A 22,636-nucleotide genomic window follows, 5' to 3' on the forward strand; every position below is an offset into this window, starting at 1 on the left:
TTTTTTCAAACTAAAAAAATAGTTTGAACTAAAAATATAGTTATATTTGTTTTCATTTAAATACTAACGATGAAACATCTAAGCTTATTACTATGTATTTTCATAACAACTGTTATGTGTTCGCAAACGACTATAGAACACAAAAATCCTTCTAAACAACAATTAGATTCACTAAAAAATACATTGGAAACTATATTTATGAAAGACCAAACTTTCCGACGTATCTATCTAGAAGCAGAAGAAAAACTGGGAAAAGACTCTGAGGCGTATGAATATTTCTGGGAGGTTGTAGAAACTCAAGATAAGATTCTCGAAAAACAAGTAACCGATATAATAGATAAATTTGGTTGGTTAGGAATTTCTCAAGTAGGTAGGTTGGCAAATGTAACTCAATGGAGTGTTTTGCAACATGGCTCCGTCTCTTCTAAAGAAAAATATGCTCCATTATTAAAGGCATCTGTATTGAAAAAAGAATCTCGAGGAACACATTATGCTCGACTTATAGATCGGATGCTTGTAAATTCAGATAAGCCTCAAATTTACGGCACTCAAATAGATTATAATTCTGGTAAAAAACCAATGTTTTTCCCAATTGAAAAACCAGAATATATTAACCATAGAAGAAAAGAAATCGGAATGACAGAAATTCAAAATTTTGCAAAAGAAAAAGAAATCGAATGGAACATTCTTCAAAAAGAAAAATAACTTTTATATATCAAGTGCGTGCTTAGTTAGCAATTTAACCAGAAATACTAACTAAACACGCACAATATTATAATTTGAATTCGCTATAAAGAATTTACTTTTTTACAAACTTTAATGTATTCTGGTTTTTTCCATCTCTAAGTACCATAAAATAAACCCCAGAAGGAATTCTAGATATATCAATGGTGCTGTTTTGTGATTCTGAAATATCTATGGAGGATATCACCTTTCTTCCTGTAATATCGTAAATAGCCGCTTTTCCTTTAGTCAGTCCTTGTATATTAATAATATCCTGAGCCGGATTAGGATATAAACTAGACTCCTGAAGATCAAAATCTTCTACAGATAATGCACAGTCAACCAAAACCTCATCCGGTCCTGTTCCCGTAGGTTTGGTATAAGTTTGTGATAATACAAACTTATCCATCTCTACTCCATCTTCTCTCATAGAAAAAGAAATAGTATGTATTCCAGCAGAAGGAACATCTATATATATTAGTTCGGCTTCTCCACAATGGTTAGCATTCGTTCTTTGTTTACTTTCCCAAGTCCATTGATTCTTTCCAGCACACCACTGCATTCGTTGTCCTGATGCTGGCCAAGTACCATTAATCCCAACATGAATTCCATTATCTTCGGATCCAGTAGAATATAATCGTACCCATACAAAATACCTTCCAGGAGTAGTAAACTTCACTTTGTAATCCAAAATACCAACCACACCAGGCGTATTAGAAAAACTTTCTCCATTAACTAGTGGATCATCATGCGTAACTCTTGTATCTGGTAAAATTTCTAAGTAACCATCTCCACTAGCAGAAGCATGGTGACTAGGGTCTGGATCTGGTGTTGGCGTAGAAATAGTTCCATCTTGAAAATACCATTTTCGCTTATCAGTTTTTGACTGGCCTTCAAAATGCTCTGCCTCCACAGCAACGATTCCGTTCTCTTCTAGAGCCACACAACTATTGCTTCCATCTCCATCTCCACCACCTCCGTCGTCATTACAATCTAACTCTAAAACAAGTTTTGGAGCATTCGAACCTTCTTTAGATGAAAAAGAAACATCATTCCCTCCTGTTTGTTTAATTACCAAAGAAACTGTTTCTCCTGCACTAATTCCAGATAAATTCCATTCATACGATTGACCTTCACTATATGTTGTATTCAAAGAGCCTAAAAGAGCTCCTTCTTCAGGTTTATTGGTATTAGACAATGTACTTTCTGTCCAGTTATTTGATGTTCCTTTATACACCTCAATAAGTCCATTACCACCATCTGTACTTACAGAAAGTTGAAGTTTTACTCCAGTGATAGTTTCTGATGGGGTTGGTACCACAAACTGTAAATAAGACACCCTGTTACCACTTTCTACTCTCAAATCTGAAGTATTGAACAAAGTAGTTCCTTGCAAATATGCATCTTGAGAAGCCGAAACATTTTGTAAATTATTACAATCTGTTCCATCAGATTCTCCCTTAATTAAAGCTACCCAGTCATTATTGTCTGGTGCAGAAATAGAACTAGACACAGTAGTTGCACTACTTAAATCACCACCTGATCTTGGGTTATACCATTGTACTTCCCATGTTCCTGAAGGCAAATCAATATTAGTAGATCCTCCATCAGGGAGATATACGGCATAGACTTCACCAGCTTTAGCAAAAACATAATCATTACCATTAGAAGTAATTTCATCTGCACTTATCATTTCTGTCATATAAGGCTGTAAATAATTATTGAAGAAATCAAGAGCATATCCTCCTTCTTTATACTTATTACCTCGTTTCCTGTGATCATTTCCATTAATATCTCCATCATCATCTGTGTAACCGCTATAATACTCTACTCCTGTTCCTCCAGCCATTAACGTAGCCCATAAAACATCTTCTCTTACTTCTTTGTCAGAAACTCGAATACCTTCTCCGGCGCTACCTTGTTCATCATTAGCAACTATCCATTTTTTACCAGCATTTCTTGATTTTTCAAGCCATCTTCTTACATCACTATGCACATTACTTTTATTAGTCTGTATGGATGCTCCTGTAAGCTCAGAACTAGATCCTAGTAACGGATCATATCGTTGATCTTGTTGATTCGGATATGTATGTATTACTATATTGTGATCGTAAGGATCCACGTCTTTAATGTAACTAGCTGTACTTTTTGCAACATTATCAGTAAGTGTTGTTTCTTCAGTAAGGTTCCAATTAAGTGCTAAATGATGTCCAAAACGAGCAATCAGTTCCCGGTAATATAATTTTCTTTCTCTTCCAAAATCATTCCCATCCATTAAATTATCATTTTCGGTTTCCATCGTTTTAAAGTGTAGATAAATACCCTTTTTATCAGCATATTCCATCACTCTCTCCCATTGTGCCATTTTTGAAACATCATAACGATCTTTGTTCACTTTACTCCACTGTTGATTTCGGGCGGTATTACCATATTCTTCTAAAGAAACTTTTAATGTATGCGGAAAAACAGCTCCACCATCTCCGCTAGAGTTCCAAGTCAAAAAAGACATAACATTAGCTCCTTGCCCCGATAGATAATTAAGCATTCCTAAAATCTCTGTCCCCTTATTGTTCCCCCAAGTATAAGAACTTGCATCCGTAGCAACATAATCTTGTTGATGCGGTTGCCAGGTTTTGCTACCTATTTTATTTAAATTATTATTATAACTAGGCGTAGCATCAAAATCTACATAATTCAATGCATTTTCTGGAGAATCAGCTCCTGCCTTTATAAACCAAGGACCATTAGGATTATCTCGATTAGTTCCTATATGCTTTAAATAATGTTCTCCCACATATTTTAACCTTCCTAGGTCTTTACTTCTAAAATCCCTTCCTGATTTATCAGATTCTATTACGTTAAAAGATCCCGTTACTCCATCCATAAATCCGGCACTAGATCCACCGGCATTAATAGCCACATCAGACCCTGTAACAAATTCGGCAGACCAATTCCAAGTTCCTATTTGACTAGGACTAAAATGTACTTGCCAAATATTGCCAGCATCACAACTGGAATCCGCAGCATCAGAACATCCTGCATAAAAACCTGGAACTACATAACTCAAACTTCCATTAGTAAATGTTACATCCAATCTATAATCCGAAAATGGATTTGTAGTTGCGGATTCTGAAGTGCTAGGTCCTTCAAAAGATAATGTTATTTTATGCCAACGTTTTAGTTCTCCTTGGGGATCTTGGGCGCTGACAGCAAGTGCGCTAAATACGCATAATGCAATAAGTTTTAATTGAGTTGAAATAATCATTGTGTGGTTAATTTTAATTTTGAGTTCTTTTTAGTTGACTCTGAAAAATTTATGAATTTAAAAACTCTAATCTTCAGTTATAAGCTCAGTTATATTCAAAAAAAGTGTAATTAAACTATAACGTAATTAAGTACACTATAGTGTACTAAACCCACCCCTAAATAGTATTCGTAAACAAAAAATAAATATTCGTAAACATTTGATTATTATTCGAATAGAACTTATAACAATCTATTTCTTAAGAAAAACCTAACTAAAAAACTTGTTCATCTTTAGGTTTAAAACCTTTCTTATTTTTAGTAATCCAAAAAAAATGTTTATTTTTACATAAGCACTTATATAAATACTTATGAAAGATTCTTTACAGGAATTTGGAGAATTAGGCCTAGGTTCTAGATTAAATAGATTAAGTGAATACTTAATGAAGGAAACTCAAATTATATACAATAGATTACAGATAGATTTTGACCCTTATTTATTTCCAATTTTTAAAATTATCGTGGATCAAAAAAACACTACAACTTCAGAGATACAAGAACAATTACAATACACACAACCAGCGATTACACAAGCCATAAAAAAGCTTCTAACAAAGGGTTTAATTAAATTTGAAGTAGATAAAAAAGATAAAAGAAAAAAACTTTTTCAACTATCTTCCAAAGGTAAAAAAACACACGTACAGCTCATCCCTGTTTGGGATGCTATAGACAAACAAGTAAAATGGCTTACCGAAGGGTCTTCTATTAGTTTAACTCGTCATTTAACGTATATGGAAAATCAGTTCAAAGAAAAACCTTTAAGTAAACGCATATTAGAAAACATAAAATAACTACTATGGACTCCAAAGGACAAATAGAAATTATCCCATTTGACTCAAAATACTCAAAAGACTTTGCAGATCTCAATGTTGCCTGGTTAGAAAAGTATTTTGTAGTAGAACCTCACGACGTTGATCTTTTAGAGCGATGTGAAGAAACCATTATCCAAAATGGAGGATATATTTTCTTTGCTAAGTCTAATACTATAATTGCAGGAACATTTGCGCTCATTAAAAAACAAAATGGAGTCTATGAATTAGGTAAAATGGCCGTTTCACCAGAATTTCAGGGGCAACAAATAGGGCAAAAATTAATGTCATTTTGCATAGATTTTGCAAAAAAACAACACTGGACAAAGATACTTTTGTACTCTAACACTGTCCTAAAAAATGCAATTCACATATATAAAAAATTCGGTTTTGTAGAGATTGATTTAGAAAACGATTCTCCTTACCAACGAAGCAATATTAAGATGGAATTAAAATTTTAAATGAAATAAAGCCCGCCTTACAAACACACATGCTAGGCGGACTTTTTCATTAAATAAACGTCTCCGTCTCTACTTAATTACTAGAATTTATGGCTATTGTATAATTTTCTCCATAATTATTATCCCAATATTCGTTCCCATTCACTCTATAAACTACTGCATATTCTAGTTGATTTTGTGAAGCATCCAATCCTACATATCCTTGCCACCTTTCTATTCCAAAATTATTAGGACTCTGTATTGTATAAAATGGCCCATTTGACCAAAACGGTCGGTATATCAATGGTAAATACTTTTGGGTTTGCCATCCATCAGAAGAATAAACCACTCCAACTTCTTTATTAGGAGCTATATTTCTAACGTCTACCGTAATACTAAACCTATTTTGATCTTCATAAGGAGAATACGACAAGCTTACAAAATCAGCATCTACGCTAACATTAAGAGCTGCATCCGCAAAAAAAGCACCTTCTGTTCGCGACATAGAATAATTAGACCCATAATTATTATCCCAATAAGTAGCTCCATTAACATCATATCTTATAACAAATTCTTTATCGTATACCTGATCAATACTATATCCACCTAAGTTATACGTACCAGACCAAATCTCATTTTGACCATTATCTATACTCCTATCATATTCTAACGGTATTTCATCCCAACTTCCATCTAATTTTTGATGATATACATTTACACTCTTATCATACGCCAAATTTGATATTTGGACCGTGAATTTTCTAGTATAAGACTCATAACCTCTATAGAAACTATAGGTGGTCCATGCTTTTATAAGTTCTACAGGATTTGTGTTTTTAAGAAAGACATCATTTGTAGTTATGGTGTCTTTTTGGTTTTCAGTAAAATCATCTTCTATGCTACAAGATAAAACGACTAAACTGATAAATAAATAAAAATACTTTTTCATTGTAAATGATTTGTGATTATATAGTTGTTTAATAATTTACTTTATTTAAGGTGTAATTATTTCCATAATTATTATCCCAATATTCTTCTCCATCCACTTTATAAACAACAGCAAATTCAATAGATTGCACATTATCTGAAACTCTAATAGATGTATTATAAATGTCAACATCAAATTGATTTGGACTCATAATATAATGCGCATATCCAACCCTAAAATATCTTTGATACGTTAGTGGAACGGTACTTTTTGTTACCCAACCATCAGTAGTGTAAACAACCTCTGCTGTAGCCACTGCACCATAATCACGTTTAGCATTTACATTAATAACAAAAGAAGTTCCCACGGATCTCGTAAAACTTTGATTTATCTCAACTTCTGTTTCCGATGATAAATAACCTCCTGTATTTACCAACATACTGTAATTCTTACCTTGATTATTATCCCAATATGTTTCTCCATTCACTGTATATTTCACTACAAAATCTGTACTATAGATTTCATTGTCGGGAGTAACCTCTCCAACCCAAATCTCCTCATCATTTCCAATTGATTGTTCATATGTAAGAGGAATATCCGTCCAATTACCATCATTCATTAGATGATGAATGGCAACTTCCTTTTGATACGCTAAATTTTTGACCTTTACTTTAAACTTCCTTTGATAATTTATATGTACAGGACTGCTTCTATTAGCTGTCCAAGCACTCAATAGTTTTACATTCTCAGAACTGTTTTTTGAAGATAGTTCGATCGATTTTGATTCAAGGTTCATAGTATCTATATCCGAAGCACAAGAATATAGAGCTAGAATCACACTAAGTACTACATAAATTTTTCTCATAATTTTGGTTTTAAGTTTTTGTTGTTAAGACGATAATTGCAAAAAAATACTTTTCGAAAAGTTTAGTTCTTAGCTTTTGCAGCTACTATGAAGTAAGCGAAGAAAAATTCCCTTAACAATTTCAGAAGATATTTTTAACATTTTTTTTAACGAAAAACGTTTTCGGAAAAATCAAACTTTAACTTTTTTTTGTGCTTTGTTTTTTTGGAATTATCGGGTTCGATAATTTTTGCTTTTTAAATGAGAAAATCATTGTTGACATCGAAAATATTTCGTTTTAATTTCGAAAAAATTTAGTAACCATATCTTGTAAAAGCTGGCAAAACGCAAACAAAATCTACTTTATAGTAAGGATATAAATGATTCATAATACACACCTCTAAATCTCCTTTATTCTTAGGTGTGTTCAGCAACATAGCGAGACTTTTTTAACTTCTATTCTTAGAAGAAACTACCAGAGAAAAATGTAATAAATCAACAGTTAATCCACTTTTTATCAAAGGGGTCTTTCCCCCTTTCTTTCAAAAAGACAAAACAAAACGCCATCCATTTTAAAGCAACAAAGCCACTGTAAATCAAGACTTTCTTTAGCTCAATTTACAATTGTAGCCGTTCTAAATTTTTTAAAACTATTTAAAATGGTATTTTTAAATTCATAAAGCTTAACAAAAATTAAGTTTTAGCTAACTAATATTTTGGTTTTAACCAAAATCACACAAATACTTATTAAACCTATCAAAAAATGAAACTACAAACCAACCCTATCAAACAGTACTTGATGATTGCGTTTGCATTCGTGCTTGTACTATCATGTAAAGACAACGTGCAAACCACTAATTCTGCCGAATTAGAAGCTTGTAAAAAGAAAATTGAAGCATATGAGAAGGAGATCAAAGAACTAAAAGCAAAAATAGCAGATGCCGACGAGGACAAAGGAAGAACGCCTAACAACATTATCCAATCAGATTTTGCTAAAAAGATTTATCATCTATATAATGACAGAGAAGATCTAATCAACGAAGTTGTAGGAAAAGATGGTGCGGGAGATCCTTTTAAGGCAACTAGATCATTATTTTATGACATCAATGATTTAGAGGAATATATTCGATATGTAAAAATAAAATCGCGTAAAGCAAGAGAACGACCATCTGGATTTAGATTCTATTTTGCATTATATCCAGAAGATTATATTAGAAATAAAGAAGACAAACGATATGCAAATAGACAAACTTTTTTCATTGCACCTACGAAAGCAGTAAAGGATGCTGCAGGAAACATAGAACACTTGGGATACACGCTAGACAACAATTTTACCGTAGAATTGTTAACTGAAAAAATTGGACTGGATAGTAGAATGGACAAAGATGGAAATTTGCAGAAAGCAAGCTTTTTTAACTTTAGCACAATGTTAGAGGATGAAGAAAATAGTTTGATTGCTAATGAATTAACCGGATCACCTCCAAAGGGAAAACAATAGTAAAACAAAAATGAGTTTAAGTAATGAGTTTTTAAATATCTTAATGAAAATCGGTATTGGAGTAGAAACAACAACCGCTATTTTTGCTACAATCTATTATTATAAATATAAAAACACCGTTTTATTAAAATATTTTATTTATTTACTATGGTACGTGGTATTTAATGAATTACTAGGGTATTACATAAGATCATTGGATCTTAAAAATGCAATTATTCATAATATTTACAACTTAGTAAATTTCACTTACTTGTTATTATTATACAGACATCATTTTAAAAACAAAAAAAACAAAAAAGCAGCAGTACTTTTTATTATTTTGTACATTTTAACTTTTGTTGTTAATGGTTTTTTTGAAAATTATTTAATAGAACATCAAAGGTTTCCGTACATAATTGCTGCGATATTTTTAGTAATTACTATTTTACTGTACTTTTTTGAAATCTTAAATTCAGAGCAGGTTCTACATGCCAAAAAGAATCTGCTCATTTGGATAAGTTTTGGACTATTGATCTACTTTGTAGGGAATCTCCCTTTTAGAATTTTAAGAAATTATTATTTAGAATTGACCGATGCTACGATACATTTTTTAGTAATATTCACTTTAACAGTTATAATGCATTTTTGTTTTATTATTGGGTTTATATGGAGCAACAGGAAACAGCAATATTAATAGCCACTGCAGTACTTGTAGTATTGGTAATACTAATTCTAACACTTTTTTGGGTATTCCAAAGAAGAAAGAACAGTTTATTATTACAACAAAAGGAGGCAGAGAAAAAGTTTGAAAGAGCTATTGCTGAAACCCAAATAGAAATACGAGAAGAAACTTTGCGTAATATCAGTTGGGAACTACACGATAATATTGGTCAACTACTTACCTTAGCAAAAATACAAGTAGATGTGGCTAAAGAAGATCCCAAAAGGCTTCCCGAAGTAACGGAAACGATCACTAAGAGTCTTACAGAGTTAAGAGCTTTGTCTAAATTGATCAACCCTGATGCTATTAAAAGCTTAAGCCTTACAGAAGCAATCGCTCTTGAGGTAGAACGTTTTAATAGATTACAATTTATTGAAGCTACCTTAAGCAGTAATACCGAGGTAAGAGCGTTAGATGATAAGGCGGAGATAATTATTTTTAGAATATTACAAGAGTTTTTTAGTAATACCATCAAACACTCTAAAGCCTCTAAACTTAATGTAAACGTTCGGTATGATCAGGAAAAACTGGTCATTGATGCAAAAGACGATGGCGTAGGATTTGACATGAAAGATCTTAAATCAAAGAAAAAAACTGGTATAGGATTATGTAATATGCAAAATAGAGGTAAATTAATAAATGCAGAAGTTAGCCTAAAATCTGCTAAAGGTAAAGGAACAGCTATTAACTTGATGTACTATTATAAAAAAATAGAAACAGAAGAGGAAGACAACTTATAATAAAGCCTAAACAACAGGTTTTTCACACAAAACATATACCCATGAAATACTCAGTAGTTATTGTAGAAGATCATATCTTATTATCCCAGGCATTAGCAGGGTTAGTAAATGGATTTTCTAAATTCAAAATATTGTACCTGTGTAAAAACGGACGCGAACTACTCACGAGACTAAAAGATCCAAAAAATATCCCAGATATTGTGCTTATGGATATCAACATGCCTATCATGAATGGAATCGAAACCACAATTGCGTTAAAAGAGGAATATCCAGATGTTAATGTACTCGCTCTTTCTGTAGAAGAGGATGAAAAAACAATTCTTAAAATGCTTAGAGCTGGTGCCAAAGGATATTTACTAAAAGACACTGAAAAAAGTATTTTAGAAAATGCATTAGTCGAAGTACAAGAAACAGGCTTCTATCACACCAAAGATGTCACTAATTTATTACTAGGTTCTCTAAATCCTAAAAAAGAAAACAAAGTTGTACTAAAAGAGCGTGAAATGGAATTTATTAAACACGCCTGCACGGAAAAGACTTATAAAGAAATAGCTAGTGATATGTGTCTAAGTCCCAAAACCATAGAAGGCTATCGGGATTCTATTTTTGAAAAACTACATTTAAAAAACAGAACTGGTTTGGTAATTTATGCAATAAAGAATAAAATTTTTATTCCGTAATTTCTGTAATCTATCATTATAACGATTGTAAAAAATCTTCTTGATTAAGGTAATAAATCGATTTTGGCGCGTTTATTGATCAGTTGCATAAAATAGTTTTATGTAACACATATAAAACTATCATCTTTTTAAGAAAACTAACCATCGATTACCTACAGAAATACGCCGTATTTTGTTTATTTTTGTGAGTATAAGAACATTGACATTTTTATGCTAAAGCAACAACTAAATTTTAAACTTTCTCAAAAACTTTCTCCTCAACAAATACAGTTGATGAAGCTAATTCAGCTTCCAACTCAAGCTTTTGAACAGCGTTTAAAGCAAGAAATGGAAGAGAATCCTGCGCTAGATAGCGGTAAGGAAAAAGCTGATGAATACGAGGATGCCTTTAGCAACGAAAATACGGGTGAAGACGATTATGGTAACGAAAAAATAGAAACCGACATCAATGTAGATGAATATCTTAGTGATGATGAAATCCCTAGTTATAGATTAAGCTCCAACAACTATAGTGCTGATGACGAAGAAAAAAATGTTCCATATGCATCAGGAACATCATTTCATCAACATTTGGTGAATCAATTAAATACCTATCGATTTGACACAGAAGAGCGAGAAATTGCAGAGTTTTTAGTAGGAAGTATTGACGAAAGTGGTTATATCAGAAGATCTGTAGCTGATATTTTAGATGATCTTGCTTTTACTCAAAACGTATATACTACCGAAGAAAAAATTGAAAGTATTTTCAAAACGGTACATCAATTAGATCCGGCGGGTGTTGGCGCAAGAAATCTTCAAGAATGTTTGTTGATCCAACTTAATAGAAAAGAAACTACCATACCGATCAAATTGGCAACAATGATCTTAGAAAAATCTTTTGATCACTTTAGTAAAAAGCATTATGAAAAGCTTTTAACCAAATTTGACATCACCGAAGATTTATTAAAAGAAGCAATTGAAGAAATCGAACACCTTAATCCTAAACCAGGTGGAGCTTACGCAGGAAACAATAAGCTCATTGAACATGTAGTTCCAGATTTTACTATTAGAATTGCAGAAGGTGAACTAGAACTTACACTAAATGGTCGTAATGCTCCGGAATTACACGTATCTAGGGAATATAACAATATGCTTCAAGGCTATAAAGCCAGTAAACAAAAATCAAAATCTCAGAAAGATGCGGTTATGTTTATAAAGCAAAAATTAGATGCTGCCAAATGGTTCATTGAAGCGGTTAAACAGAGACAGCAAACACTTTTTTTAACAATGAGTGCAATAATGCACTACCAACAAAGTTATTTCTTAAGTGGAGACGAGCGTAATCTTAAACCTATGATCCTAAAAGACATTGCGGATGAGATTGATATGGATGTAAGTACAGTTTCGAGAGTAGCTAATAGTAAATATGTAGACACACCATACGGAACTAAATTAATTAAAGAATTTTTCTCTGAATCTATGACCAATGATCAAGGAGAAGAAGTTTCTACTAGAGAAATTAAAAAAATACTGGAAATTACAATAGGAGAAGAAGACAAGAAAAAACCGCTAACTGATGAGAAGCTAGCAAAAATCCTAAAAGAAAAAGGATATCCTATTGCCAGAAGAACTGTAGCTAAGTACAGAGAACAATTGGATATTCCTGTTGCCAGGCTACGAAAAAAGATTTAATGAACTTTTTACTAAAAAGTATTTCTTATATTTTTCACCCTCTATTGATGCCTATAGCAGGCTCAATAATTTATTTTATTACTGCTCCAAGGTTTATTCCAGAAAATATTATTCAAGCTAAAATTTTCGGACTAGTCGTGGTCACAATACTTATCCCAATTGTGCTTTATTTCTTTCTTCGTACAATTGGTGTTGTAACCTCTATCCATCTAGAAGATGTAAAGCAACGCAAGATTCCTTTACTATTACAATCATTCATACTTCTTTTAGTAATTAAAATGATTATTGATGCTTATAATTATCCTGAATTATACTTTTTCTTTCTCGGTGCATTATTATCATCTTTAACAGCAATTTTTATTGTGTTTTTTGACATAAAGGCTAGTTTACATATGATTGGTTCTGGTGCAGTAACCATGTTTACTATTGCGCTAAGCATTCATTTTGAAACAAACCTTATACTTCTTATTGCAGCAATGATTTTTGCCAATGGTTTAGTAGCTACATCAAGATTACATTATAGAGCACATACGAACCTTGAACTCACATTAGGTTTTCTGATTGGTGTAATTCCCCAATTGACTTTAATTAATTTTTGGTTATAAAATATAGAACATCAGACCTATCTTAGCAGTAATTAACCCAACTTCTTCGTTACCAATCCTCGCATCGTCATTAAATAGAGGGTTTAGACTATAATAAAAATGAAAATTAAATGTATTCCAACCAAAAGTAAAGGTTGCACCTACCCTCCAACGATTTAATTCATCTATTTTGGTTTGTCTAACTCGATTTCCCGGTTGTTCAAATTTGGCATCAAAATAATAAAGGTAACCAATCCTTAGCCCAGTATAAATTCTCCAAAACTTATGAGTTTCCGGCACAGATGTTCTCCACCTAAACTCTAATGGTGATTCTACGATATGAGTAACGAATTTATTTTTATCAAAATCAACATCATCTAGACTACTAAAAATACTTTGTCCAGAATCTAAGTCTTCACCTATAAAAAGATTTTGACCATATGTATTTACAGAATATCCTAACCCTAACCCTATAGCTACATTTCTTTTCTTATTTATTGGCATATCCCTAGTATACCCTAAATGCAAGCCTCCAGAAAATCCTGATTGACTTATATCAGAAGGAGTATTCCAAAGCAAATTAAAAGTAAAACCTGCATAAAATTGATCTTCTCTATACAAAGAATCTAACACTTCTTCTTTTTGTAAACCAACCGTATTGACCTTTTGCGCATATCCAGAATTAGCAACAACAAAAGCACACACAACTACCAATAATTGCTCTACTTTATTAACATATTTATACCTCAAACTCATATAGTTCACTAAAATAAATCTATTTCTTTAGAAATAATGACACTTTTTAAAAAAGAATAAGAATTCCACGAGTACTCATGGAATTCTTATAAAATATTTCTTACTACATCATTCTAAATTTTTAATCGCATCACCAGTTTGTGTGGTATAATTTATCTTAAGCATTTGAACGGATCTTAACTCATTTTTGATATCACCTACAAGTCCCATTTTAGTACTCTTATCAACTTTTAAAGCGGTCGTTAAATATGGTCTCAATTCTTTTGGTTTTGACTTCATCTCCTCCAAAACAAAAGGCTGGATTTCTCGAATATCAGCAAATTTATCATTAAGCTGAACTCTAGCTTCGGTACCGATATTTTTATATCTAGAGCTAGGTTTTCCTGCATAAATATGTATTACCATATTCTTTTTATCCAACTTCTCTACCTGATCCGCATGTGGCAATTCATTTTTAACAATCAACGTATCCTTACGCATAACAGTCGCAACCATAAAGAAAAACAGTAACATAAAAACAATATCTGGTAAAGATGCTGTAGAAATTACTGGTAAGCTTGCTTTTTGTTTATTTTTAAATATAGACATAATCAATGGTTTTTAAATTATTATAATGAAGCGGTAACTGGTTCAGCTTCTGAAAGCTTTTCTGGATACATTAACCTAATTTGTTTTATTTGATCCTTAAGAAGTGTTTTATCACCGGAATAATTAGCATCCTTAAGATATGCTTTCATTAACTTAAAAGACATCCCATAGACCCTAAGAGCCTCCCTATTCCTTAATTCCTCATATGCACTTATAAGTTCATTCTGAACTGCTATATAAGTCTCATAGTTCGTCTCTCTACTATTTACAAGAGATATAACTGCTTTATCAGGATTGTCTGAAGACTTAGGATCTCTTGCTCCTCTGCAATAGCTACAATATTCTGCTTCTACCCCACCACCGTTATCTAAAAATGCAATTGCTGTCGTTTTCAGATCTTTTAAAGCCAAAGGTTTCTTCTCTACAAATAATTCATTTAATTGATTTAGCTCTACTCGAAACAAATTTTTTTCTTTAATAAGCATATTACTCTGTATATCCTCTGGTGGCGGAGGCAACCTTCTACTAATACCATAATCAGTCTCAATAGTAGTACTTACTAAAAAAAAGATCAATAATAAAAAGGCGATATCCGCCATGGACCCTGCGTTTACTTCTGGTGCTAATCTTCTAGCCATAATAATTTATATTTAGTTAATAATTACTTACTAAATCACAGGTGATATTATTAAAGACAAGTATTTGGAAATCCAATAATGCTACTCTACAAAATCACATAAGAGCAATTCATGTAAAACATCAATTAGATTGTAACCGTATATTTCTATCAATTCAATATCACAATTTGGAAGGTTAGATATTGATCATATGAGCAGATCACAGTTACATTATAAGCAACAATTGTTATGCCACTATAGCGTATTAGCAGAGAAGAATATCAAAATAATTATAAACTCCTAAATATAAATAGCAAGTAAAACCATAGAAGATCGTATTGGTTTTGAAGAATATAATGGCTAATTTATGAGGTATTAAACAAAAAAAACCTGCTACTAGAGCAGGTTTTTTTTTAATATATTAAAGTAAATCTTTAACCGTTACTGTATATTACCGGTAGCTTCACCTTGTCTTGTGGTATAGTTAATTTTCAGCGCTTGAACTTCTCTCAATTCTTTTTTAATATCGCCAACAAGACCCATATTTGTTTCTGTATCCACTTTTAGAGCAGTAATCAGAAAAGGAACTTCCTCTTCCCTTTTGGCAGCTCTTTCAGCTAAAATAAAAGGTTTGATATCACTTACCTCAGCAAACTTATCATTAAGCTGAATTCTTGCTTGAGTACCAGCACTAGCTGCGTATCTCGAACTTGGTTTTCCAGCATAAATATACATTACTAAGTTTTTCTTATCTAACTTTTCTGTCTGATCAGCTTGAGGTAATCTATTTTCAATTTTAAGATTATTCTCCCTCATTACTGTTGCAACCATAAAGAAAAACAGTAACATAAATACGATATCTGGTAAAGACGCTGTTGAAATAGCGGGTAATTCACCACCTTTTTTCTTTTTAAACTTAGACATAATTACGTTTTTATGTTTTACTTATTTCTTTGGTTCTGCTTCAGAAAGCTTTTCAGGAAACATCAACTGTATCTGTTTAATCTGATCCTTAAGTCTGTCTTTACTACCTGAGTAATTCACATCCTTAAGTTCTGATTCCATCTGAGTAAATGACTTTCCGTAAAGTCTCTCTGCTTCTCTATTTCTTAGTTCTGTATATGCTGCAACCAATTCATTTTGCACAGCTATATAAGTACCATAACTAGTTTCTCTGTTATTACGTAGAGAGATTACAGCTTTCTCTGGATTATCCGAAGAACTCGGACTTTTTTCTCCTTTACAGTAGCTACAAGCTTCATCACCGCTTCCTCCACCATTATCCAAAAAGGCAACAGCAGCAGCACGTAAATCCTCCAACTTCATTGGAGCTTCCTCTACTAAAAGGTCATTATTTTTGTTCAATTCTACTACAAAAATATTTTTTTGCTTAAGAATTGGAGGCTCAACGGTTTCGTCTAAGGGCGGTGGTAACTTACGACTAATACCTCTATCCGTATCAATGGTTGTAGTAACCAGAAAGAATATAAGAAGTAAAAATGCAATGTCCGCCATAGATCCTGCGTTAACCTCAGGTGCTGATCTTCTTGCCATAATTATTTACCTATTAATTTTTTAACTCCAGATAATGCCATCATACCGACAGCTATTGCTGCTAAAAAGTAGAAAGCATATATACCCGTTCCTACTAATTTAGATCCACTCGCTGAAAGCACTTCTCCGTCTTTCATCGGTGTTTCAACTCCTTCAGCCATAACGTATCCTATACCAATCACTACTAAGAAAGCAACGATTCCTATACCAGCTTTCTTAAGACCTGCAGGGTTTTTAGCTAATGCTGAAAATACCGCAACTAAAGTTGCTATTACAATAATAACAAAAATTACTAAAGTAAGATTATACATAGGGCTAACCAATGAAGTAGCTTCTGCAAAAGCTGATGAAGAAGTATCTTTCACCAAATCCTTCGCCTCTGTAATACCATAGTTGTCCATAAGTGTTGTGAAATTACCATTCATTAAGAACAATAATACAGCACCTATTGCACCTACTGCGAGAACAACGTATGATAATATTTTTGAAATTTTCATGTGACTAATTTTTTACTGGGCCGTTATTATTCATAACAACCATATAATTAAATAATAAATGTTTTTATACTCTATCGATTTTATTAATCTAAAATAAAATCTAGAAAGGCATTTACTATTTTTTGTTTTTGTAAGCTACTAACATATCGATTAAAGTAATCGATGCATCTTCCATATCATTTACTATACTATCGATCTTAGCAATAATGTAGTTATAAAAAACCTGAAGGATAATTGCAACGATAAGTCCAAATACCGTAGTAAGAAGTGCTACTTTAATACCACCCGCTACAAGTGATGGCTGCATATCTCCAGCTGCTTCAATTTTATCAAATGCATCAATCATACCGATTACTGTACCCATAAACCCAAGCATTGGTGCAAGAGCAATAAATAAAGATACCCAAGATACATTCTTCTCTAATTGTCCCATTTGAACACCTCCGTAAGCTACTACTGCTTTTTCTGCAGCATCAATGCTTTCGTCAGCTCTATCAAGACCTTGATAATATATAGATGCAACAGGTCCTTTTGTATTTCTACAAACTTCCTTTGCTGCTTCTACTCCACCACTGTTTAAAGCATCTTCTACATTTTGTTGAAGTTTCTTACTATTCGTAGTAGATAAATTTAAAAAGATAATTCTTTCAATTGCTATCGCAAGACCAAGAATCAAACATAAAAGAACGATTCCCATAAAACTAGGACCTCCTTCTATAAAACGTTTTTTCAGGTTTTGGTGAAAGGATTCCTCCGCTGCTGCAGGCTCATCTGCATCCTGAATAGTTGTTGTTACTGGAGCAATTAATAATTGCACGTTTGCCGTTAACTGGGCTGGAGCAGTAGCTGCTTGTATATTTCCAAAAGCCATTACTGTTGCGATTGCCAGAATAGAAAATAGTCTTTTCATTGCGCTGATTCTTAATTTTAATTAGTTAAAGGGTTAAAGATAAAAAAATATTACAAAATCTATTAAAAATTTAATAATAATGCAGAGAGGAAGGGATTCGAACCCTCGATACGCTTTTGACGTATACACACTTTCCAGGCGTGCGCCTTCGACCACTCGGCCACCTCTCTATTAATTTTGCCTAAAATGGTTGAGCAAATAACAAAAAAAATGTTAACTACTAAAATTTGGGGCGTTAATTTTCTGACATTTCACCTCGCAATGAGGTTTCATAAATGGTTTTGAGGACTTTAAGAGGTAATTTTTCTCCTAGTAAATACATAAGTTTAGCGATTGCAGCCTCTGTAGTTATGTCTTTTCCTGATATAACTCCTACCTTTTTTAACGCAACACTAGTATCATACTTGCCCATTTCAACACTTCCTCCTACACATTGAGTCACATTTATTACTGGTTTTCCTTGTTTTATCTGTTCAGAAATAATGTCCAAAAACCAAGATTTAGTAGTTGTATTTCCTGATCCATAAGTCTCAATAATCGCTCCTTTTATCGATTCTGAAGAAAAAATACCTCGTAAAATGGCTTCATTTATTCCTGGAAACATCTTAATCACAACAATATTATTATCAAAATGTGTATGATATACCATTTTCTTTCTACGATTAGTTACCAGTAAAAAAGAAGTGTTTACTTTTAAATGTACTCCAGATTCTACCAATGTAGGATAATTAAGAGATTGGAATGCCTTAAAATGCTCAGCATTTATTTTTGTCGTTCTATTAGCTCTAAGTAATTTATACTCAAAATACAGTCCTACTTCTGTTACTACGGGCTTTCCTTTTTTTTGTAAAGCAGCTATCTGCACTGCAGTAATTAAATTCTCTTTAGCATCTGTACGAAGATCACCAATTGGTAGTTGCGACCCTGTGAAAATAATTGGCTTCCCCAGATTTTCAAACATAAAACTTATGGCAGAAGCCGTGTAAGACATCGTATCACTCCCATGTAATACGACAAACCCATCATATGTTTCATAATTATTGTTTATAATACCACCTAATTCTTTCCATCGCTCTACATCCATGTCAGAAGAATCTATTGGTTCCTTGAAACTTTTAGTTTCAATATTACAATCTAGCTGTTTTAATTCAGGTATTTTTAGCAGTAGTTCATCAAAATCAAAAGCAACTAAAGCTCCTGTTTCGAAATTTTTAACCATCCCTATAGTACCTCCGGTATAAATCAATAAAATATTTGGTGAATTCTTCATCGCAAAACCTCCATTTGTTGGTCTGACAAATGAACAAAAATAAAATTAAAACACATTCACTATATACCGAATATATCCTTGGAGTTTTTGGTTGTTATGCTTGCTATTTCCTCTGGTGATTTTTTATAAACATCGCACAATTTTTCTACAACTTGAACTAAATAAGAACTCTCATTTCGTTTACCTCGATATGGAACTGGTGCTAAATAAGGAGCATCTGTTTCTAAAACAATATGTTCTAAAGAAAATTCATTTAAAAATTTATCAATTTTTCCGTTTTTAAATGTCACAACACCTCCAATACCTAATTTCATGTTATATCCTATTGCACGTTTAGCATCATCAATTGTGCCCGTAAAACAATGAAAAATCCCAAACAAATCTTCTCCTTTCTCTGATTCTAAGACCTCAAAAACTTCTTCAAAAGCCTCTCTACAATGAATAACTATTGGCAGTTTATATTTTTTAGCTAATTGAATTTGAGATCTGAATGATTCTTGTTGTTGTTTAATAAAAGTTTTATCCCAATATAAATCTATACCTATTTCTCCTACAGCATAAAACTTTAGATCACCCTCATTATCTAAGCGTTTTTTTATCTCTTCTTCTACATGTAGGAGTTCTTCTTTGTAATTTTCTTTTACATGAGTTGGGTGCAACCCCATCATTAAGAATACATTATCAGGATATTTTTTTTCAATATCATACATGGATTGGGTGTATCCTGAATCAATAGCTGGCACAAAAAAACGTTCTACTCCTGCAGAAATCGCTCTTTGCATCATTTGATCTTGATCTTTTTCAAAAGACTCACTATAAATATGGGTATGCGTATCGGTAAGTATCATGCCGCAAAAATAACCAAAATTTACACATATAATTTTTCGTAATTACAATTAAAATATGGGACGATTTAAAAATGCATATAGAGTAAATTAAATTATATTTCTTTTAGTAATTCTTGGGCTTTCTGATAATCTTCGGCTTCATTAGGTAATTGTTTCAACAGCGACTTACATTGATCTTTTTTCCCTTGTTTCAATTGGTTCAAAGCTTCAAACCAAATCGCTTTATATTTATATATAGATGTCCCTTTTTGTAATTTACCAAAAACCTCGGAGGCTTTTTTATATTTATCTTGTTCTACTAAGGTAATCCCTAAATAAAAATTATACTCAGAATTATCTCTATCATTTTTCAACAACTCTGAAAGATATACCTCTGCTTCTGAATACTCTGCAGAATTAAATGCATCTTCAGTTTTTTTAACCAACTCATTATCAATACTTCTCTCTGTGATTGATAGTTCCGGAATTGATACAAAATCATTATATGTGGAACCCGTTTTGACAAAAGTATACACCCCTAAAAGAATTGCTAAACTTGCCGCCACAGCATATCCCCAAGAAGGAATTTTTAATACTTTGGTTTCTTTTTGAGTTTGTTTCTTTTCAAAAAATGATTCTCCTATACTTTTTAGGTTATTTTCTAAATCAGCTCTTTCTTCATCAGCATTAACGTTAGCTTCTAAATAAGAGTTCCATCGCTTATAAAGTCTAAATTCTTCAGCTACAGACTTATCTTCCTCTAAGATTTTAGAAAACATTTCTTGCTCTTCTACAGAAAGCTCATCGTTAATTTCACCTTCAAAAAGCTCGTATTTTTTTTCTGGGGTCATAACAAGTTTTTTATTTTATTATACTTAGGAGAGCTTTGCATCATTTTTGTTAATTGACCTATACATAAAGATTTTTTCTTTCTGACATACCCATAAGATTGTCCTAATTTTTCAGCAACTTTTTCCATCGATTTAATAGTAAACGTTGCTTTTAACAATTCTTTACAAGCATTCCCCAATTCATTAAATATCTCCGTAAAAAGTGCATTCTTAGCTTCAAAAATTAATGTTTCTTCTACATACTGTAGGCTCTCATCATTTATAGATACAACCTCTTCATTAATTGTTACCTTATTTAAAGAATTCTTTTTTAGCTCATTAAGCCATTTTCTTTTACAGAGTAAAAAAAAATACGCATCAAAGGGACAGGTAAGAATTAACTTCTTTTCTCTAGCCTGATTATATATTGTAATCAACGTTTCCTGAATAATATCTTGAGCATTGGATTCATCTCCACTATTCTTCTTTATATAGTTAACGACTTTTGGTGCAAATTTTTGATACATCTCTTTAAGCACCATACTATCATTATCCAAGAGCGCTTGTATATATTTTTGATCCGAATGTGCTTGGTTTTTTTCCATAAACAATTTGTCTGGACAACTAAATTAAAAAAGTTTTTAAGAAAAAGGGTAACAAAAAATCAATGGTGTTGATATGAAGATGTAAACAATAAAAATAAGAAAGTCTGAAACGGACATTAAAAACAAAAAACATGAAAACAAATAGCACAACAATTACTTTACTGAAAAATAGTAAGAAAGTAAAACAAACAATGATCCATTTTTTATTCTTAGGATTCTCTATTTTACTACTGACTAGTTGTAGCAAAAATGATGATAATGACATTATCGTTGCGCAACCAATTTTAGGAGGATTAGAATTACAAACTGAAATAATAGAAAATAGAGAAGAAGCTTTACAAAGTTTCACATTAAACTCTGGAGGTGCTGGAGAAGTATATGGAGAAGACGGTACCATTCTATATTTCCCTGCTAACAGTTTTTTAGACCAAAATGGAGATCAAGTAACAGGAGTAGTAGACATAGAGTTAATTGAAATCTATAACAAAGCAAAAATGTTGCTTACAAAAATGCCAACTAATGGAAAACGTCCTAATGGAGATGTAGAAACACTAGTATCAGGTGGAGAATTTTATATAAACGCGACTCAAAATGGAGAACAATTAGAACTTGCTAATGACTTCATGCTTTTTGCTCCAGCGGATGAATTTGATGAAGATATGAGAATATTTAATGGTCAAGGTAATGACTGTAATGATGAAAATTTAGAATGTGATATCGTTTGGGAAGAAGATGAGCAAGCGGGCTTAGAACCAATGCAAAGAGAAGGGCCTAATGGGCAGGGAGTAAGTGGATACGGAGGTTTTCTTAGTAATTTTGGATGGACAAATATTGATCGTTGGTACAATGACTCAAGACCAAAAACGATGTTACAAGTTGATGTACCAGAAGGTTTTGACAACACCAATAGTAACGTATATGTCTCTTATGATGGGGAACCAACAGCGCTAGCCTTATTAGATATTTACGATCCAGAAACAGGTCTTTTTTCTGAGCATTACGGACTGATTCCTATAGGCTTAGAAGTTCACATTATTTTTGTATCTGTTCAAGATGACCAGTATGTTTATGCAATCCAAGGAGTTACTATAGAGGAAAATCACTTAGAAATAATTGGAACTACAAATACTGGAACAGAAGCAACATTAGTTGCATTAATAAACGATCTCCCGTAAAAATCTCACACTGGAATATGCATATTAGGTAATGGGGGTTACAGCAAATTTCAGCGAAAATTCCGGAAGGGTTTACTTTCCGGAATT

General features: G+C 32.5%; 24 protein-coding genes and 1 tRNA gene. 10 read left to right on the plus strand and 15 right to left on the minus strand.

The genetic code is table 11. The features are described 5' to 3' along the window. Nucleotides 1–69 precede the first annotated feature (69 nt). Entirely contained in the window at nt 70–705 is a 636-nt protein-coding gene (locus NMK29_RS18225) for a DUF6624 domain-containing protein (RefSeq protein WP_159092125.1), read from the plus strand. Nucleotides 706–799: 94 nt separating this feature from the next. Here the strand turns inward: NMK29_RS18225 and NMK29_RS18230 are convergent, their stop codons facing one another. After that, nucleotides 800–3,988, minus strand: a complete 3,189-nt coding sequence (locus NMK29_RS18230) for a DUF5060 domain-containing protein (protein WP_108802278.1) — start codon at nt 3,986–3,988, stop codon at nt 800–802. 349 nt (nt 3,989–4,337) lie between these two features. Here NMK29_RS18230 and NMK29_RS18235 point away from each other — a divergent pair, with 349 nt between their 5' ends. Then, on the plus strand, nt 4,338–4,817 hold the full coding sequence (locus tag NMK29_RS18235) for a MarR family winged helix-turn-helix transcriptional regulator (RefSeq protein WP_108802279.1): 480 nt from the start codon (nt 4,338–4,340) through the stop codon (nt 4,815–4,817). A gap of 5 nt (nt 4,818–4,822) precedes the next feature. Further along, on the plus strand, nt 4,823–5,296 hold the full coding sequence (locus tag NMK29_RS18240; RefSeq protein WP_108802280.1) for a GNAT family N-acetyltransferase: 474 nt from the start codon (nt 4,823–4,825) through the stop codon (nt 5,294–5,296). A gap of 73 nt (nt 5,297–5,369) precedes the next feature. Here the strand turns inward: NMK29_RS18240 and NMK29_RS18245 are convergent, their stop codons facing one another. After that, on the minus strand, nt 5,370–6,224 hold the full coding sequence (locus NMK29_RS18245) for a carbohydrate-binding protein (RefSeq protein ID WP_108802281.1): 855 nt from the start codon (nt 6,222–6,224) through the stop codon (nt 5,370–5,372). A 28-nt stretch (nt 6,225–6,252) separates the two neighbouring features. Then, nucleotides 6,253–7,068 carry a carbohydrate-binding protein gene (locus NMK29_RS18250; RefSeq protein WP_108802282.1) on the minus strand — a complete coding sequence of 272 codons (816 nt, stop codon included), beginning with the start codon at nt 7,066–7,068 and terminating at the stop codon, nt 6,253–6,255. A gap of 742 nt (nt 7,069–7,810) precedes the next feature. On the opposite strand from NMK29_RS18250, the gene NMK29_RS18255 reads away from it, so the two are divergent. The 6 genes from NMK29_RS18255 (at nt 7,811) to NMK29_RS18280 (ending at nt 12,941) form a co-directional block, all read left to right on the plus strand. Further along, on the plus strand, nt 7,811–8,545 hold the full coding sequence (locus tag NMK29_RS18255; RefSeq protein ID WP_108802283.1) for a hypothetical protein: 735 nt from the start codon (nt 7,811–7,813) through the stop codon (nt 8,543–8,545). Nucleotides 8,546–8,555: 10 nt separating this feature from the next. Further along, nucleotides 8,556–9,218, plus strand: coding sequence for a hypothetical protein (locus NMK29_RS18260; RefSeq protein WP_159092126.1), 663 nt, complete (start codon nt 8,556–8,558; stop codon nt 9,216–9,218). Further along, a complete protein-coding gene (locus NMK29_RS18265; protein WP_108802285.1) occupies nt 9,191–9,985 on the plus strand; it encodes a sensor histidine kinase in 795 nt (264 codons plus the stop codon). Before NMK29_RS18260 ends, NMK29_RS18265 begins: the two co-directional genes overlap by 28 nt. Before the next feature lie 41 nt (nt 9,986–10,026). Further along, nucleotides 10,027–10,665: a response regulator transcription factor gene (locus NMK29_RS18270; RefSeq protein WP_027393385.1), complete on the plus strand. Its 639-nt coding sequence runs from the start codon at nt 10,027–10,029 to the stop codon at nt 10,663–10,665. 210 nt (nt 10,666–10,875) lie between these two features. Further along, a complete protein-coding gene (rpoN, locus tag NMK29_RS18275; protein WP_108802286.1) occupies nt 10,876–12,336 on the plus strand; it encodes an RNA polymerase factor sigma-54 in 1,461 nt (486 codons plus the stop codon). Next, complete coding sequence (locus tag NMK29_RS18280; protein WP_108802287.1) at nt 12,336–12,941, plus strand: hypothetical protein; 606 nt, start codon at nt 12,336–12,338, stop codon at nt 12,939–12,941. Before rpoN ends, NMK29_RS18280 begins: the two co-directional genes overlap by 1 nt. Here the strand turns inward: NMK29_RS18280 and NMK29_RS18285 are convergent. The 12 genes from NMK29_RS18285 to NMK29_RS18340 form a co-directional block, all read right to left on the minus strand. Then, nucleotides 12,936–13,670 (minus strand): porin family protein, encoded by a 735-nt coding sequence (locus NMK29_RS18285; RefSeq protein WP_234424219.1) that lies wholly within the window; start codon nt 13,668–13,670, stop codon nt 12,936–12,938. The genes NMK29_RS18280 and NMK29_RS18285 overlap by 6 nt on opposite strands. A 114-nt stretch (nt 13,671–13,784) precedes the next feature. Beyond that, the gene (locus tag NMK29_RS18290; protein WP_108802289.1) at nt 13,785–14,264 is read right to left on the minus strand and encodes a biopolymer transporter ExbD; all 480 of its coding nucleotides are present in this window, start codon (nt 14,262–14,264) and stop codon (nt 13,785–13,787) included. A gap of 20 nt (nt 14,265–14,284) precedes the next feature. Continuing rightward, nucleotides 14,285–14,902, minus strand: a complete 618-nt coding sequence (locus tag NMK29_RS18295) for a biopolymer transporter ExbD (protein WP_108802290.1) — start codon at nt 14,900–14,902, stop codon at nt 14,285–14,287. A gap of 420 nt (nt 14,903–15,322) precedes the next feature. After that, nucleotides 15,323–15,805, minus strand: a complete 483-nt coding sequence (locus NMK29_RS18300; protein ID WP_108802291.1) for a biopolymer transporter ExbD — start codon at nt 15,803–15,805, stop codon at nt 15,323–15,325. A 21-nt stretch (nt 15,806–15,826) separates the two neighbouring features. Then, the gene (locus NMK29_RS18305; RefSeq protein WP_108802292.1) at nt 15,827–16,435 is read right to left on the minus strand and encodes a biopolymer transporter ExbD; all 609 of its coding nucleotides are present in this window, start codon (nt 16,433–16,435) and stop codon (nt 15,827–15,829) included. A gap of 2 nt (nt 16,436–16,437) precedes the next feature. Continuing rightward, entirely contained in the window at nt 16,438–16,932 is a 495-nt protein-coding gene (locus NMK29_RS18310) for a phosphoethanolamine transferase domain-containing protein (protein ID WP_108802293.1), read from the minus strand. Between the two features lie 115 nt (nt 16,933–17,047). Beyond that, nucleotides 17,048–17,842, minus strand: a complete 795-nt coding sequence (locus tag NMK29_RS18315; RefSeq protein WP_027393376.1) for a MotA/TolQ/ExbB proton channel family protein — start codon at nt 17,840–17,842, stop codon at nt 17,048–17,050. A gap of 82 nt (nt 17,843–17,924) precedes the next feature. Beyond that, a tRNA-Ser gene (locus NMK29_RS18320) sits at nt 17,925–18,012 on the minus strand. Nucleotides 18,013–18,077: 65 nt separating this feature from the next. Beyond that, a complete protein-coding gene (locus NMK29_RS18325; RefSeq protein ID WP_108802294.1) occupies nt 18,078–19,112 on the minus strand; it encodes an asparaginase in 1,035 nt (344 codons plus the stop codon). 59 nt (nt 19,113–19,171) lie between these two features. Then, entirely contained in the window at nt 19,172–19,960 is a 789-nt protein-coding gene (locus tag NMK29_RS18330) for a TatD family hydrolase (RefSeq protein ID WP_108802295.1), read from the minus strand. A gap of 92 nt (nt 19,961–20,052) precedes the next feature. Beyond that, nucleotides 20,053–20,790: a tol-pal system YbgF family protein gene (locus NMK29_RS18335; protein ID WP_108802296.1), complete on the minus strand. Its 738-nt coding sequence runs from the start codon at nt 20,788–20,790 to the stop codon at nt 20,053–20,055. After that, complete coding sequence (locus tag NMK29_RS18340) at nt 20,787–21,374, minus strand: RNA polymerase sigma factor (protein WP_108802297.1); 588 nt, start codon at nt 21,372–21,374, stop codon at nt 20,787–20,789. The genes NMK29_RS18335 and NMK29_RS18340 overlap by 4 nt, the downstream gene beginning before the upstream one ends. Nucleotides 21,375–21,505: 131 nt before the next feature. Here NMK29_RS18340 and NMK29_RS18345 point away from each other — a divergent pair, with 131 nt between their 5' ends. Then, nucleotides 21,506–22,549: a hypothetical protein gene (locus NMK29_RS18345; protein WP_108802298.1), complete on the plus strand. Its 1,044-nt coding sequence runs from the start codon at nt 21,506–21,508 to the stop codon at nt 22,547–22,549. Nucleotides 22,550–22,636: the final 87 nt, after the last annotated feature.

It is taken from the genome of Aquimarina sp. Aq107 (genome assembly GCF_943733665.1).
Lineage (GTDB): Bacteria > Bacteroidota > Bacteroidia > Flavobacteriales > Flavobacteriaceae > Aquimarina.

What these genes read in the sequence shown, in the direction of transcription:
- NMK29_RS18305 (WP_108802292.1), bottom strand. Translation starts at nt 16,435, where the DNA reads ATGGCAAGAAGATCAGCACCTGAGGTTAACGCAGGATCTATGGCGGAC.
- NMK29_RS18250 (WP_108802282.1), bottom strand. Translation starts at nt 7,068, where the DNA reads ATGAGAAAAATTTATGTAGTACTTAGTGTGATTCTAGCTCTATATTCT.
- NMK29_RS18315 (WP_027393376.1), bottom strand. Translation starts at nt 17,842, where the DNA reads ATGAAAAGACTATTTTCTATTCTGGCAATCGCAACAGTAATGGCTTTT.
- NMK29_RS18230 (WP_108802278.1), bottom strand. Translation starts at nt 3,988, where the DNA reads ATGATTATTTCAACTCAATTAAAACTTATTGCATTATGCGTATTTAGC.
- rpoN (WP_108802286.1), top strand. Translation starts at nt 10,876, where the DNA reads ATGCTAAAGCAACAACTAAATTTTAAACTTTCTCAAAAACTTTCTCCT.
- NMK29_RS18270 (WP_027393385.1), top strand. Translation starts at nt 10,027, where the DNA reads ATGAAATACTCAGTAGTTATTGTAGAAGATCATATCTTATTATCCCAG.
- NMK29_RS18235 (WP_108802279.1), top strand. Translation starts at nt 4,338, where the DNA reads ATGAAAGATTCTTTACAGGAATTTGGAGAATTAGGCCTAGGTTCTAGA.
- NMK29_RS18300 (WP_108802291.1), bottom strand. Translation starts at nt 15,805, where the DNA reads ATGTCTAAGTTTAAAAAGAAAAAAGGTGGTGAATTACCCGCTATTTCA.
- NMK29_RS18330 (WP_108802295.1), bottom strand. Translation starts at nt 19,960, where the DNA reads ATGATACTTACCGATACGCATACCCATATTTATAGTGAGTCTTTTGAA.
- NMK29_RS18280 (WP_108802287.1), top strand. Translation starts at nt 12,336, where the DNA reads ATGAACTTTTTACTAAAAAGTATTTCTTATATTTTTCACCCTCTATTG.
- NMK29_RS18345 (WP_108802298.1), top strand. Translation starts at nt 21,506, where the DNA reads ATGAAAACAAATAGCACAACAATTACTTTACTGAAAAATAGTAAGAAA.
- NMK29_RS18260 (WP_159092126.1), top strand. Translation starts at nt 8,556, where the DNA reads ATGAGTTTAAGTAATGAGTTTTTAAATATCTTAATGAAAATCGGTATT.
- NMK29_RS18255 (WP_108802283.1), top strand. Translation starts at nt 7,811, where the DNA reads ATGAAACTACAAACCAACCCTATCAAACAGTACTTGATGATTGCGTTT.
- NMK29_RS18340 (WP_108802297.1), bottom strand. Translation starts at nt 21,374, where the DNA reads ATGGAAAAAAACCAAGCACATTCGGATCAAAAATATATACAAGCGCTC.
- NMK29_RS18240 (WP_108802280.1), top strand. Translation starts at nt 4,823, where the DNA reads ATGGACTCCAAAGGACAAATAGAAATTATCCCATTTGACTCAAAATAC.
- NMK29_RS18290 (WP_108802289.1), bottom strand. Translation starts at nt 14,264, where the DNA reads ATGTCTATATTTAAAAATAAACAAAAAGCAAGCTTACCAGTAATTTCT.
- NMK29_RS18245 (WP_108802281.1), bottom strand. Translation starts at nt 6,224, where the DNA reads ATGAAAAAGTATTTTTATTTATTTATCAGTTTAGTCGTTTTATCTTGT.
- NMK29_RS18295 (WP_108802290.1), bottom strand. Translation starts at nt 14,902, where the DNA reads ATGGCTAGAAGATTAGCACCAGAAGTAAACGCAGGGTCCATGGCGGAT.
- NMK29_RS18310 (WP_108802293.1), bottom strand. Translation starts at nt 16,932, where the DNA reads ATGAAAATTTCAAAAATATTATCATACGTTGTTCTCGCAGTAGGTGCA.
- NMK29_RS18335 (WP_108802296.1), bottom strand. Translation starts at nt 20,790, where the DNA reads ATGACCCCAGAAAAAAAATACGAGCTTTTTGAAGGTGAAATTAACGAT.
- NMK29_RS18325 (WP_108802294.1), bottom strand. Translation starts at nt 19,112, where the DNA reads ATGAAGAATTCACCAAATATTTTATTGATTTATACCGGAGGTACTATA.
- NMK29_RS18265 (WP_108802285.1), top strand. Translation starts at nt 9,191, where the DNA reads ATGGAGCAACAGGAAACAGCAATATTAATAGCCACTGCAGTACTTGTA.
- NMK29_RS18225 (WP_159092125.1), top strand. Translation starts at nt 70, where the DNA reads ATGAAACATCTAAGCTTATTACTATGTATTTTCATAACAACTGTTATG.